General features: G+C 73.6%; 10 protein-coding genes. 9 read left to right on the plus strand and 1 reads right to left on the minus strand.

Annotated elements, in window-relative coordinates:
- Nucleotides 1-159 precede the first annotated feature (159 nt).
- Entirely contained in the window at nucleotides 160-771 is a 612-nt protein-coding gene (locus ACMA1D_RS24095) for a hypothetical protein (RefSeq protein WP_414726102.1), read from the plus strand.
- Between the two features lie 365 nt (nucleotides 772-1136).
- Here ACMA1D_RS24095 and ACMA1D_RS24100 read toward each other — a convergent pair whose 3' ends face one another.
- The gene (locus ACMA1D_RS24100) at nucleotides 1137-2063 is read right to left on the minus strand and encodes an alpha/beta fold hydrolase (protein WP_414726103.1); all 927 of its coding nucleotides are present in this window, start codon (nucleotides 2061-2063) and stop codon (nucleotides 1137-1139) included.
- Nucleotides 2064-2604: 541 nt separating this feature from the next.
- Between ACMA1D_RS24100 and ACMA1D_RS24105 the strand changes: the two genes are divergently transcribed.
- From ACMA1D_RS24105 to ligA, 8 genes are all read left to right on the plus strand, one after another.
- Nucleotides 2605-3774, plus strand: a complete 1170-nt coding sequence (locus tag ACMA1D_RS24105; RefSeq protein WP_414726104.1) for a cysteine desulfurase family protein — start codon at nucleotides 2605-2607, stop codon at nucleotides 3772-3774.
- Between the two features lie 536 nt (nucleotides 3775-4310).
- Complete coding sequence (gene mnmA, locus ACMA1D_RS24110) at nucleotides 4311-5474, plus strand: tRNA 2-thiouridine(34) synthase MnmA (RefSeq protein WP_414726105.1); 1164 nt, start codon at nucleotides 4311-4313, stop codon at nucleotides 5472-5474.
- A 207-nt stretch (nucleotides 5475-5681) separates the two neighbouring features.
- Nucleotides 5682-6224 carry a TIGR00730 family Rossman fold protein gene (locus ACMA1D_RS24115; RefSeq protein ID WP_414726106.1) on the plus strand — a complete coding sequence of 181 codons (543 nt, stop codon included), beginning with the start codon at nucleotides 5682-5684 and terminating at the stop codon, nucleotides 6222-6224.
- A gap of 104 nt (nucleotides 6225-6328) precedes the next feature.
- Nucleotides 6329-7018, plus strand: coding sequence for an SDR family oxidoreductase (locus tag ACMA1D_RS24120; protein WP_414726107.1), 690 nt, complete (start codon nucleotides 6329-6331; stop codon nucleotides 7016-7018).
- 494 nt (nucleotides 7019-7512) lie between these two features.
- Complete coding sequence (locus ACMA1D_RS24125; RefSeq protein ID WP_414726108.1) at nucleotides 7513-7983, plus strand: MarR family winged helix-turn-helix transcriptional regulator; 471 nt, start codon at nucleotides 7513-7515, stop codon at nucleotides 7981-7983.
- 466 nt (nucleotides 7984-8449) lie between these two features.
- Nucleotides 8450-9940 carry a DHA2 family efflux MFS transporter permease subunit gene (locus tag ACMA1D_RS24130; protein WP_414726109.1) on the plus strand — a complete coding sequence of 497 codons (1491 nt, stop codon included), beginning with the start codon at nucleotides 8450-8452 and terminating at the stop codon, nucleotides 9938-9940.
- A gap of 402 nt (nucleotides 9941-10342) precedes the next feature.
- Complete coding sequence (locus tag ACMA1D_RS24135; protein WP_349994317.1) at nucleotides 10343-11344, plus strand: methionine synthase; 1002 nt, start codon at nucleotides 10343-10345, stop codon at nucleotides 11342-11344.
- Between the two features lie 138 nt (nucleotides 11345-11482).
- Nucleotides 11483-13681, plus strand: coding sequence for an NAD-dependent DNA ligase LigA (gene ligA, locus ACMA1D_RS24140; protein ID WP_414726221.1), 2199 nt, complete (start codon nucleotides 11483-11485; stop codon nucleotides 13679-13681).
- The last annotated feature ends 178 nt before the right edge of the window (nucleotides 13682-13859 follow it).

Here is a 13859-nt window from a genome sequence, read left to right on the forward strand (position 1 = left end):
GCGCGCCCACGCGCGCGTACCCCGCCTCCACGTTCCGGCCGGGCGGCGCGGGAGCGCCCGGTTCGGGCCATGCGGGGCGTGCTCGGGCGCGCCCCGGTGCACGCTGGAACGGCTCGACGGCAAGGACCAGTACGACCTGACCGCAAGGAGGAGCACACCATGGGAAAGCGATGTCGACGGAGCGGGCGCACGGCCGCTGCGACCGCCTTGGCCATTGGACTGGCCGCCGCGCTGACGGTGGGCGCGGCGGGCCCGACGAGCGCCGCCACCCCGGGCCAGGGGGCGCCGGGGGGCCGCGTTCCCGCCGGGCTCGAAGGGCCGATCGTCACCCATCCGGCGTCCCAGCCGTTCGAGTACCGGGCCGGTGAGGTGTGCCCGTTCCGGGCACGGGCCGAGTTCCCCGTGAGCGAGCTACGGCTGCGGACCTGGACGGACAAGGAGGGCCGGCCGGTCTTCGCCATCGAGGACGGGCCGCTGGTGCTGCGCGCCATCAACCTGGACACCGGCAAGTCGGTGGAGCGCGAGGTGTCGGGCACCGCCACGATCACCTACCCCGAGTACCCCAGCTCCGACGTGTACGTGATGAGCGGCGACAACTGGGCGGCCGGCTTCCACTACCACGACCGGCCCGCGAGCAAGTGGCTGGTGAGCCGTGGCTACATGTCGGTCAAGCTCGACCCGGCCGCCGAGGCCACCGGCGGCACGTCGAAGCAACTGCTGGCGCTGTACGGCCCGTACGAGGACCTGTGCACGACGCTGGCCGGGGACTGACCCCGCACGGCCGCACGGCGCCGTGAACGCGGGGACGGGCCGCTCCGTGGCCCGTCCCCGCTACGCCCCGCCACCCGGGACCCCGGGCAGTCTGCGGCTCCGCGAGGTTCGCCGCGTCTGCTGCGCCCCGCGCCGCCCCGTGCGCCGCTGGAAAGGGTTCGGCACGCGCGCGCCCGCGGAACTACGGCAGCAACGGCAGGATCTGGGGCACGGGGCACGGGGCACGGGGCACGGGGCGGAGTGGTTCGCTCGTGGCACGGAGCACGGAGCACGGAGCACGGAGCACGGAGCACGGAGCGGGCTGTGGGCGGAGCACGGAGCCTCGCGCGCGGGGCGTGCCGCACGGGGCGCCCGGGCCGGCCGCGTCAGCCGGCGGTCCGGGCCCTTCCGTCGGCGTCGCCCGTGCCGTGGGCCACCTCGTGCAGGAACTCGGTGAGGGCACCGGTCAGTTCGGCGGGTGCGTCCTCCTGAACCAGGTGTCCGGCGCCTTCGACGAGCCGGAGGCGGGCGCCTGGGATGCGGGCTGCCAATTCGTGCCCCTTGGCCACCGGAATCCACGCGTCGTCGGTGCCCCAGCAGATCAGTGTCGGCAGCCGCAGCTCACCGTACCGGTCCTGGATCTCGTCGGTGAAGCGCTGGTCGTTCTGGGCGATCTGTCGGTAGAAGGCGGGCTGCCCCGCCGTACCGCACCACGGGGCGACCAACTGGTCGAGGACGGCCGGCCGCAGCCCGGGCGCGCTCGCCGAGCTGATGTACTCCCGCACCAGCGCACGGTGCAGGGCGGGCGGCAGTTGCTCGAAGACCGCGGAGTGCGCGCCCAGCAGCCGGTACGTGTCGGAGCCCCACGGGGCGAGCGCCACCGGGTCGACGAGCGCGAGCGCCCCGTAGGCCGCTCCGTGCAACAGGTGGGCGCGGAGCGCGACGCAGCCGCCGAAGTCGTGCGCGATCACGTACGGGCCGGGCGCCGCACCCCCGTTGCGCGCCTCCGGGGCGTCGTCGGCCCCTTCCGTTCGCAGCAGCCCCCAGTGCGCCAGTAGCTCCGTGAATACCTCGGCCTGCGCGGCCAACGAGACGTCCTGCCCCGCGTACTGCTCGGACGCCCCGTAGCCCGGCATGTCCCACACCAGCACGCGATGCCGGACGGCCAGCGCACGGGCCACCCCGCGCCACACGTACGACGAGAACGGCGTGCCGTGCAGCAGGACGACGGGCGGCGCGTCCGGCGCGCCGAACTCAGCCCACCGCACGGTGCCGGACGAGGAACGGAACGTTCGGACCAGGTCCCATGTCATGAGCGTAATGCTAGACACTCATGACGTGGGGCGTCGAGGCGAATCGGTTCGTGGCGGGTCGACGGTGGCCCCAGGGGTGCTGGTGGCGTCGTCCGTGCTGGTGCTGGTGCTGCTGGGGCGGGATGGCGCCGAGGTGTACTGCGGCGCCGCGCACCGCCGAAGGTGCGCCGCAGGGGGCGGCTGACGCGCCCCGCGCCGGTGTCGGGGCGGAGCGGCTCCGCTCCGTGGCGGCAGGCGAGGCAGGAGTTGCCGGGACGGTCGCGCCGACGCGTGTGGCGAACCGGTTGCCGGCCCTCGGCCGAACCCGCGGTCGGCGCGGGTGCCGCGCGGTGCGCGGGGCGGCTGGCCGCAGGGTGGGCGGTGCGGCCACCCGACGGCCCGCGCTCGTCGTGCGCCCCGTGGCGCAACCGGCGCTCGCCCGCGGACCTCGCACCACCTGCTGTGACACCCAGTGCCCGGGACCGCCCCGGCGCACCTCGTGACCGTGCGCCCCCACGCGCCTCTCGTGCGTGCCGCCTCGGCTCGTAGAATCGACGGCATCATGGCCTACCTCGACCACGCCGCCACCACCCCGATGCTTCCGGAGGCGGTGCGGGCGATGACTGACCAGCTCGCCGTCACCGGCAACGCCTCCTCCCTGCACGCCGCGGGTCGGCGCGCCCGCCGCACCGTGGAGGAGTCCCGTGAATCGCTCGCCGCGGCACTGGGTGCCCGCCCCAGCGAGGTCGTCTTCACGGCGGGCGGGACCGAGTCCGACAACCTTGCCGTCAAGGGCCTGTACTGGGCCCGCCGCGACGCCGACCCGGCCCGTACCCGGCTGCTCGCCAGCCCCGTCGAGCACCACGCGGTGCTCGACGCGGTGGACTGGCTCGCCACGCACGAGGGCGCGCGCGTGGAGTGGCTCCCCGTGGACGCCCACGGCCGGGTGAGCCCGGAGGCGCTGCGCGAGGCCATCGCCCGCGATCCGTCCGACGTGGCCCTGGCCACCGTGATGTGGGCCAACAACGAGATCGGCACGATCATGCCGGTCGCGGAACTGGCTGCGGTCGCGGCCGAGTTCGACGTACCGCTGCACGCCGACGCGGTGCAGGCGTTCGGCCAGGTCGAGCTGGACTTCGCGGCCTCGGGGCTGGCTGCGATGACGGTCACGGGGCACAAGATCGGCGGCCCGTACGGGATCGGCGCGCTGCTGCTCGGCCGGGCGTACGCGCCGGTGCCGCTGCTGCACGGCGGGGGCCAGGAGCGGCACGTGCGCTCGGGCACGCTGGACGTGCCGGCCATAGCGTCGTTCGCGGTCGCCAGCGAACTCGCTGCGGCTCGCCGCGAGGACTTCGCCCGCGAGGTCGGGGCGCTGCGGGACGCGCTCGTGGCGGCCGTCACCGAGGCAGTCCCGGACGCCGTGCTCGGCGGCGACCCGGACCCGGCGGGCCGGCTGCCCGCCAACGCGCACTTCTCGTTCCCCGGCTGTGAGGGCGACTCGCTGCTGCTGTTGCTCGACGCGCAGGGCATCGAGTGCTCCACGGGCTCCGCCTGCACGGCGGGCGTCGCCCAGCCCAGCCATGTGGTCCTCGCCACCGGCTCGTCCCCGGAACTCGCCCGCGGCACGCTCCGGTTCTCACTCGGCCACACCTCCACCAAGGCGGACGTGGAGGCGGTCGGCGCGGCCATCGGCCCCGCCGTCGCCCGGGCCCGCAGCGCCGGCCTGAGCTAACCAGCGGCCCGGGCGGGCAGCGCCGGCCACGGCGCCGCTCGGCCCGTCTGCTTCCGCCCGGCCCTCGGGTCTACAGGCCAGCACCGCGCCGTCCGGCCTCGCGCGCGGGGGCGGGGGCGACGGCCCTGCGGGGCGGGCCGCCCGGGGAACCGTTCTGGTGCGACGCCGCGAGTACGCCGCCGGGCGCCCCGTTCGCAGCGCCCGACCTCACCCGTGGCGCCCCGTACGGAGCGCCCGCCCCCACTGCCACTGCCCCGTGCCCCGTACGAGCGCTCAGCGCCCCGCATCTTCTGCCGGCGCTCCGTGCCCGGCGCTCCGCGGCGAGGTCCCGCACCCCGCGCCCCGTACGGAGCGCCGCCCTCCCCGCCCCGTGCCCGTCTCCCGCCCGCGCGCGGGCGCGGTGCTCCGTACGCGATGTCGCGCGAGGCGTTGCACCCGTCCCCCCGCCCGCTTCCCCGCCCGCGCGGGGGCGATGCTTCGGCGTGGTGGCAATCGTCGCGACGTACCACCTCGCACACCCGTACCCTGGAACGGCTATGACTGACTTCCCGGGCGCCCCCGATCCCTCCGCTCCGCGCGACGGCCGTCGCCTCCGTGTGCTCGCCGCCATGTCCGGCGGCGTCGACTCCGCCGTGGCCGCGGCGCGGGCCGTCGAAGCCGGCCACGAGGTGACCGGCGTGCACCTCGCGCTCTCCGCCAACCCGCAGTCGTTCCGCACCGGCGCGCGCGGCTGTTGCACCATCGAGGACTCCCGGGACGCGCGCCGCGCCGCCGACGTCATCGGCATCCCGTTCTACGTCTGGGACCTGGCGGAGCGGTTCCGTGCCGACGTGGTCGACGACTTCGTGGCCGAGTACGCGGCCGGCCGCACGCCCAACCCCTGCCTGCGCTGCAACGAGAAGATCAAGTTCGCCGCCCTGCTGGACAAGGCGCTCGCGCTCGGCTTCGACGCCGTGTGCACGGGCCACTACGCCACCGTCGTCACCCGCGAGGACGGCGGCCGGGAGCTGCACCGCGCCACCGACCTCGCCAAGGACCAGAGCTACGTGCTCGGGGTCCTGGACGACCGGCAGCTCGCGCACGCGATGTTCCCGCTCGGTGACACCCGCACCACCAAGGACGAGATCCGCGCGGAGGCGGAGCGGCGCGGGCTCGCGGTGGCCAAGAAGCCCGACAGCCACGACATCTGCTTCATCGCCGACGGCGACACCCAGGGCTTCCTGGCCAAGCGACTGGGCACGGCGCAGGGCGACATCGTCGACGAGGACGGCACGAAGCTGGGCAGCCACGACGGCGCGTACGGCTTCACCATCGGCCAGCGCAAGGGGCTGCGGCTCGGCGTCCCCGCCGCCGACGGCAAGCCGCGCTACGTGCTCGACATCTCCCCGGTGAACAACACCGTCACGGTGGGCCCTGCCGACGCGCTCGACATCGTCGCGCTCACCGCCATCAAGCCCCGCTGGTGCGGCACCCCGCCGTCCGCCCCCGGCACGTACACGGCGCAGCTCCGCGCGCACGGCAGCGAGACGCCGGTCGCGGCGGAACTGGTGGACGACGCGCTGGAGGTGCGGTTCACGGAGCCGGTACGGGGCGTGGCGCCGGGGCAGGCGATCGTGCTGTACGACGGCACGCGCGTGGTGGGCTCGGCCACCATCGCCCGCACGGAGCGCCGGGAGCGGGCCACGGCCGGGCCGGCCTGAGACCAGAGCCCGACTGTGGGGCCCGGGCTGCGCCCCGTGTTTCGTGCGTGCCGTGTTTCGTGCGTACGCCCCGGAGCGCAGCCGACGGCGGCCGGCCGAGCCGCGCAACTGGCCGAGGCGTAGATCCGGGCACGCAACAGAGGGACGCGCGGGCGCCGGCCGGGCGGCCACGGGGCGGTCGGGTCGGCCTCTCGTACAGTGACGCGTATGAACATCTGTGTCTTCTGCTCCGCCGCCGACCTCGACGAACGCTATGTCGCACCAGCCCGCGAGTTCGCCGAGATCATCGGCAAGGGCGGGCACACCATGGTGTGGGGCGGGTCGGAGGCCGGCCTGATGAAGGTGATGGCAGACGGTGTGCAGCAGCACGGCGGGCGGCTGGTCGGCGTCTCCGTGGAGTTCCTCCGGGACAAGGCGCGGCAGGACGCCGACGAGATGCTGATCACCAAGGACCTGGCCGAGCGCAAGGCGCAGTTGCTTGCCCGCGCCGACGCGATCGTGATCATGGTGGGCGGCACCGGCACGCTGGACGAGGCGACGGAGATCCTGGAGCTCAAGAAGCACGGGCTGCACACCAAGCCGGTCGTCCTGCTCAACGCGGCGGGCTTCTACGACGGACTCAAGCAGCAGTTCCAGCGGATGGAGAAGGAAGGCTTCCTGCCGATCCCGCTCACCGACCTGGTCTTCTTCGCCGAGGACGGGGTGGGCGCGCTGGCCTATCTGGAGGAGCAGGCGGGCCTGGTGGCGTGAGGCGCCCCGCGCGCCGGCGCCGTGCTTCCAGCCCCCGTATCCGCCCCGTGCCCGCCCGGCCCCTGGCGCCCCGGCGGTCCGCCCGCCGTCGTTAGGATCGCCCCATGGCTACGCATCTGATCACTGGGGCAGGCTCCGGCATCGGGACCGTCGTCGCGGAGCGGCTGTGTGCCCGCGGCGACGAACTGTGGCTGTTGGCGCGCGACGCCGGCCGGGCGAAGCAGCTCGCGGAGCGGTTCCCCGGGGCCAGGACGCTCGTCGGCGACCTCGCCGAGCCGGAGCGGCTGTCCTGGGCGTTCGGCCACCAGCAGGTGCCCGAGCGGCTCGATTCGCTGCTGCACGTCGCCGGCATCGTGGAGCTCGGTACGGTCGGCGAGCTGACGCCGAAGGCGTGGAACCAGCAGCTCGCCGCCAACCTCGTCTCCCCGGCCGAGCTCACCCGCCTGCTGCTGCCGCAGCTCCGGCTGGCCAAGGGGCACGTCGTGTTCATCAACTCGGGCGCGGGCCTGCGCACCAACGCCGAGTGGGGCGCGTACGCCGCGAGCAAGCACGGCCTCAAGGCGCTCGCCGACGCCCTGCGCTGGGAGGAGAGCGGCAACGGCCTGCGCGTGACCACCGTCTACCCCGGCCGCACCGCGACGCCCATGCAGGTCAAGGTTCACCAGCAGGAGGGCAAGGAGTACGACCCCGAGCGCTGGATGACCCCGGAGTCCGTGGCCACCACCGTGCTCACGGCCCTGGACCTGCCCCGCGACGCGGAGATCACCGACCTTTCGGTACGTCCTGTCGGCTGATGCGCCTGGCCGGTGCGGGCGGCTGATGCAGCCGACGCCCGGTGGCCGGGGGAGTGGCCGCGGTTGCGGCGCTGGCGGGGTGGGGGGCATCTGACCGTACGACGTACTGCCTACGCGTGCGCGCGCACGCGTAGGCGGCCATTCCAGCGGGCTGTCGTTCCGCGGACGGCTCACCCGGTAGCGGGTGCGATGTGTCTGGTCGGGGCCGGGCCGGGTGGAGAGTGGTGCGGCTCGGAGGGCGGTGGGCGCGGGGCGCGGGGCCGTACGCTCCGTGGCGCGCTGACCGGCGCGTTGAGGCGGGCCCCGGCCTCGCGGGCAGCGCACCCGGGGCGACCGGATCGCGGGGCGCTCGCCGCGGTGCCGGTGCGCGATCGTGCTGGGACCTGGAGCCCGCCCGGCCCCGGCCGCCGCTCCGTGCAGGCCGCGCGTCTCATGGTGCGGGAAGCGGCCCGGAAGCCGCCGGGAACGGTGGGCCGGCGACGTACGCTGGCCGGGTGAGCAGCAGCAGAGCGGTACTGGGCGCGCAGACAGGGCCGGGTGCACCCGCAGCCCAGGCGGGGTGCGGCATCAGGGAGATCCGGGGCCTCGTCACGGAGCTCACCCGGCGCATGGACGCGCACCGACGGAGCCGGATCGCCGAACTCGACCTCACCCCGACCCAGGCGAAGGCGCTGGAGGAGCTCGGCGAACCGCGGACGGCGCGCGAGTTGGCAGCCGTGATGTGCTGCGAGCCGCCCAACGTCACCTACGTGATCGACAAGATGGAGAAGCAGGGCCTCGTGCTGCGCCGCCCCGATCCCCGCGACCGGCGCGCCAAGCAACTCGTACTGACCGACGCGGGGCGCGAGTTGCGGCTCGACCTCCTGGAGCGCATGGGCCAGGACAGCCCCCTGGACCACCTGACCCACGAGGCGCGCCGGGAACTGCGCACCCACCTGCTCCGTGCGTTGGACCGCGCCGAGTAACCCACCGCGCGCGACGGGACGCCACACGGCAGTGCCGCGGCGCGGAGTGGCCGTTGCGTGGAGCGGCTGCGACCCTTTGGTGCTCCGTGCTCCGTGCTCCGTGCTCCGTGCCCGGCCCCGCGGCGCTCCGTCCTCCGTGCAGCGGAGCCCGTGCGTGCGCGTCGTTGGGCGTGGCCCCGTAGGGCCCCGTCGGCGCGTGGGGCGGGTCGGCTGCCGGCTCGGCGCTCCGTGCAACAAGGGCAAGGCCCGCGGATCCTCGTGCTCCGTTCCCCGCTCGCCCCGTCGCCCGTACGTACCGCCCACTTGCTCTGCCGCCCGATCCACCCCGCGCCGCGTCGCGGTCGCTCCGTTGCGGTCGTTCCGACGGGTTCGCCCTCCCCGTCCGTCCTGAGGCGCTGTTCATGAACGAGCAAAGTTATAGCTGTCACTATTGTTGGCTACTTGGTTACAGCTATAACTTCGACGCATGATCAAGCAGACCACACCGCGGCGCGGCGGTGCGCAACTGTTCGCGCTCGCCCTGGGGTTCGTGATGGCGACCCTGGACGTCACCGTCATGAACGTGGCGGGGCCGCAGTTGCGGAGCGGCCTCGATCTGTCCCTGGCCGGGCTCACCTGGGTCGTCGACGGGTACGTGCTCGTCTTCGCGGCGCTGTTGCTGCTGGCTGGTTCGCTCGCGGGGCGGTACGGGGCGCTGCGGGTCTACCTGCTGGGCCTGGCGCTGTTCACGGCCGCATCGCTGGTCTGTGCGCTGGCACCGAACGCCGCCGTGCTCGTCGCCGGACGGCTGGCGCAGGGAGCCGGGGCCGCGCTGTTCATGCCGAGTTCGCTGACGCTGTTGCTCAACGCCTTCCCGGAGCCGACGCGGCGCGCCCGGGTGCTCGGACTCTGGTCGGCGATCATCTCGACGGCGGCCGGCCTCGGCCCCGCGATCGGCGGCGTGCTGGTCGGCGCGTTCGGATGGCGCAGTATCTTCCTGATCAACCTTCCGATCGGTGTCGTGGGGCTGCTGCTGGCCCGGCGCGTGGTGGCCCCGGTGCCCGGCCGGCGTGCGCCGCTCGGGGCGTCCGGCCACGCACTCGGCCTCCTCGCGCTCGCCGCCCTCGCCTTCGGGCTGATCGAGGGCCCCGAGGCCGGCTGGACCGCGGCCCCGGTGCTCGTCGGCTTCGGCGTGGCCGTGGTGGCCAGCGCCGCGTTCCTGGCGCGGGAGAAGCGCGCGGCCGTCCGCGTGCTGCCCGGCGAACTGTTCGCCCGACCCGCCTTCTCGGCCGCCAACCTCGTCGGATTCCTGTTCAACATGGGCTGCTATGGCGGGATGTTCATGCTCGGCCTGTTCCTCCAGAACGCCCGCGGCGCCAGCCCGATGACCGCCGGGCTGCAAATGCTGCCGACCCAACTCGTGTTCCTGTTGGGCAACCTGCTGTACGCCAGGCTGGGGCACCGGGTCGGCGACCGCAGGGCACTGGTCGGCTCCTTGGCCTTCACCGCGGCCGGCACGCTCGCCCTCGCCCTCACTGTCTCGCCCGGCATGCCCTACTGGGTGCTGGCCGTGGTGCTCTCGGTGGCCAACACGGGCCTCGGCGTGGCGTCCCCCGCGATGACGGGGGCGCTCATGGGCGCGGCCGGGCGCGAGCACGCCCACATCGCCAGCGCCACGCTCAACGCCAACCGGCAGATCGGCACCCTGGTCGGCATCGCCGTGATGGGCGCCGTACTCGCCGGCGCGGGCGGTTGGTACGGCGGCGCCACGGCGTCCTTCGCCCTCGCCTCCGGTGCGTACCTGGTGGCGGCCCTCATCGCCTGGTACGGCCTACGGGGCGCGGCGCGCGAGGCGGAGGAGCAGCAGGGCGCCACCGGCCCGCACCCGGACGGTGCCACCGGGCCGGACCGGGACGGGCCACCGGCCGCCCCGCAGCAGCAGGCGCGCGAGCAGGCCCGGGTGCGCCCCGGAGCGTAGCGAGCGCGATCAGGAGCGCCCGCCCCGACCTCAGCCCCCACCGGAGCCACCCGCCACAGCCCACCGCGCCCCGGAGCGCACGGCCGCTGCTTCCGCTGCCACGCGGCACGCATACGTCGCCCGGGTGAGCCTGCCGCGACGGGGCGAGGCGGGCGCATCGCGAGCGGGGAGTGCCGGCTGCGGGAGCGCCCGCGCCCTCGTCGCCGCACCCCACTACGGCCGCGCCCCCGCGCGTAGGTGCGTCCGGTCCGCGCGCCGTCTGGAGCCCCGCGGGGCGTGGTGCCGCGGTACGGAGCCGGCGGACGGCCCCGGGGCGCTGGGGGCCGTTGCGGTGTGGGTCGGCGCGACCCCGCGCGGCGCGCCTCGTACGCTTCCTGCGTGAGTGTGAGCGAGAACGACGAGATGGGCTGGGGCGCGGGCGCCGCCACCGGCATCGGTTCGATGCCGGGCGGGGACGCGCGGGAGGCGGCCAAGACCGTCACCGGGTCGCTGGAGCGGTTGCCGTACCTGCCTGAACTGCCCGCACGGGGCCCCGGTGCGGACATGATCGGGCGCACCGCCGGAATGCTCGTCGAGCTCTACGCGCGCGTGGAGCCCAGTGGCTGGCGGATCGGGGACCGGCCGGGGCGGGACACCCGGCGGGCCACGTCCTGGCTCGGTGAGGACCTGGACGCCCTGGAGGAGTACACCCAGGGGTACACCGGCACGCTGAAGGTGTCGGCCGTCGGGCCCTGGACCCTGGCCGCCGCGCTGGAACTGCGCGGCGGCGAGGCCATGCTCAGCGACCCCGGAGCCTGCCGTGACCTGGCCGGTTCGCTGGCCGAAGGGCTGCGCGGGCACCTCGCAGACGTGCGCCGCAGGGTGCCGGGCGCGCGGTTGGTGCTGCAACTCGACGAGCCCTCGCTCGGCGCCGTACTGACCGGCCGGGTCCGCTCGGCCAGCGGCTACCGCACCCACCCCGCGATCGACCGGGCCGTGGTGGAGGGAACGCTGCGCGAGGTGTTCGCGGTCAACGAGGGGCCGGTGGTGGTGCACTGCTGCGCGCCGCAGGTGCCGTTCGCCCTGCTGCACCGGGCCGGGGCCGCGGGCGTCTCCTTCGACTTCTCCCTCCTCACGGAGCGTGAGGACGAGGCGCTCGGCGTCGCGGTCGAGGGCGGGCTGACGCTGTTCGCCGGCGTCGTGCCGGGCACGGACCCGCAATCGGGGGCATTGTCAGACCCTGCCGGTAGCGTCATGGGTGTCAGGACGCTGTGGCGCAGGTTGGGGCTGGCGCCGGGGACCCTTGCCGGGTCCGTGGTGGTCACCCCGTCCTGCGGTCTCGCGGGTGCCTCGCCGAGGTATGCGCGGGCCGCGCTCGCCCACTGCGTCCGGGCGGCGACATCACTCGTGGACAACCCTGAGTGAGGGCGCGCCCGCCCCGCGGTGCGGTGATCCGCGGGGCGTTGGACGGATGAGGTTACGGAGGTCGAGACGGTGGCTGGCGAAACGGTGGCCGGAGGCGAGAGCCCGGCGCAGGACACGGCGGACGGCGGACGCCCGGCGATGCCCGCCGAGGCGCGCTCCGAGGTGCCATCCGAGGCCCGGGAGCGGCATCAACTCCTGGCCGAGCAGATCGAGGAACACCGCTTCCGGTACTACGTGAAGGACGCTCCCGTCGTCAGCGACGCGGAGTTCGACAAGCTGCTGCGTTCGCTGGAAGCGCTGGAGGAGGAGCACCCGCAACTGCGGACGCCCGACTCGCCGACCCAGAAGGTCGCCGGCGCGTACGAGACGGAGTTCACCGAGGTCGAGCACCGGGAGCGGATGCTCAGCCTGGACAACGCCTTCGACGAGGAGGAGCTGGCCACCTGGACCGACCGCATCGCCAAGGACGTCGGCGACGGCACCCCGTACCACTTCCTGTGCGAGCTGAAGGTCGACGGCCTCGCGGTCAACCTCACCTACGAGCAGGGCCGGCTGACCCGCGCCGCCACCCGCGGCGACGGACGCACCGGCGAGGACATCACGCCCAACGTGCGCACCATCGCCGAGATCCCCGACCGGCTGCACGGCGATGACGTGCCCGCCCTGGTCGAGGTGCGCGGCGAGGTCTTCATCCCGATGGAGCGCTTCGAGGAGCTCAACGCCGGCCTGGTGGAGGCGGGCAAGGCACCGTTCGCCAACCCGCGGAACGCGGCGGCCGGATCGCTGCGGCAGAAGGACCCCAAGGTCACCGCCAGCCGACCGCTGCACATGGTGGTGCACGGCATCGGCGCCCGCGAGGGGTTCGACATCGACTGTCAGTCCCATGCGTACGCACTGCTCCACGGATGGGGCCTGCCGACCTCCGACCACAACGAGGTGGTCGCTACGCCAGCCGACGTACGGGCCTTCATCGCCCGCTACGGCGACCCCAAGGCGCGGCACTCGGTGGAGCACGAGATCGACGGCGTCGTCGTCAAGCTCGACGAGATCCCGCTCCAGGGCCGCCTCGGCTCCACCTCGCGGGCGCCGCGCTGGGCGATCGCCTGGAAGTACCCGCCCGAAGAGGTCAACACCAAGCTGGTGGACGTCCGGGTGGGCGTCGGCCGCACCGGGCGCGTCACGCCGTACGCGGTGGTCGAGCCGGTCACAGTGGCCGGATCCGAAGTGGAATTCGCCACGCTGCACAACCAGGACGTGGTCAAGGCCAAGGGCGTGCTCATCGGCGACACCGTGGTGCTCCGCAAGGCCGGCGACGTCATTCCGGAGATCCTCGGCCCGGTCGTGGACCTGCGGGACGGCAGCGAGCGGGCGTTCGTCATGCCGGCCGAGTGCCCCGACTGCGGCACCGCGCTCCAGCCGATGAAGGAAGGCGACATCGACCTGCGCTGCCCCAACGCGCAGTACTGCCCGGCCCAGATCCGAGAACGCATCTTCTATCTCGCCGGCCGCAAGAGCCTGGACATCGAGCACCTGGGCTATGTGGCAGCCGCCGCACTGACCCAGCCGCTGGAGCCCGAAGAACCCCCGCTGCGCAACGAGGGAGACCTCTTCAACCTCGACATCGACGCCCTGTTGCCCATTCGCTCCCCGGTCCTCGACCCGGACAGCGGGCTGCCCAAGCGCGACCCGGAAACCGGCGAGGAAAAGATCGTCACCTTCTTCGCCAACCAGAAGGGCGAGCCGAAGAAGAACGCGCTCGCCATGTTGGAGAACATCCAGGCCGCCCGGGAACGCCCGTTGGCCCGCATCATCACCGGACTGTCCATCCGGCACGTCGGACCGGTGGCGGCCGAGGCGCTGGCCCGTGAATTCCGTTCGCTGGACCGCATCGCGGAGGCCAGCGAAGAGGAACTGGCGGCGGTCGAAGGCGTCGGTGGGATCATCGCCACGTCGGTGAAGCAGTGGTTCGCCGAGGAGTGGCACCGGGAAATCGTAGAGAAATGGCGGGCCGCGGGGGTGCGTTTCGAGGAGGAGGCCGGCGAGGATGAAGGTCCCAGACCACTTGCCGGGCTCACCGTCGTCGTCACGGGAACGCTCCAGTCGTATACCCGCGATGGCGCGAAAGCGGCCCTACAGAACCAGGGGGCAAAGGTGACCGGGTCGGTTTCCAAGAAGACGCATTTCGTCGTCGTCGGCGACAACCCCGGCAGCAAGTACGACAAGGCCATGCAATTGAAGGTGCCGGTGTTGGACGATCAGGGCTTCGGCGTGCTGCTCGGTCAGGGACCCGATGCCGCCCGTGAGGTTGCGCTCACACCACCAGAAGAGACGGAATAGTTCAAAGGCGTTCTAGGAGTGGTCTTGCGATAGTCAGCGGGCATCACTCTTATAGCGCATATCAGATGGTTACGGAGAGCGCGGGCGCATTCGGGCAACCGCAGACGATCGCTGCTCCTCGTAGCCTGGTGCGGCCTACTGTTGAGATGTGCGCCTGCCGTGGCGCGGGCACCGCCGG

The sequence above is a fragment of the Streptomyces sp. 796.1 genome (assembly GCF_047525675.1).
GTDB lineage: Bacteria > Actinomycetota > Actinomycetes > Streptomycetales > Streptomycetaceae > Streptomyces.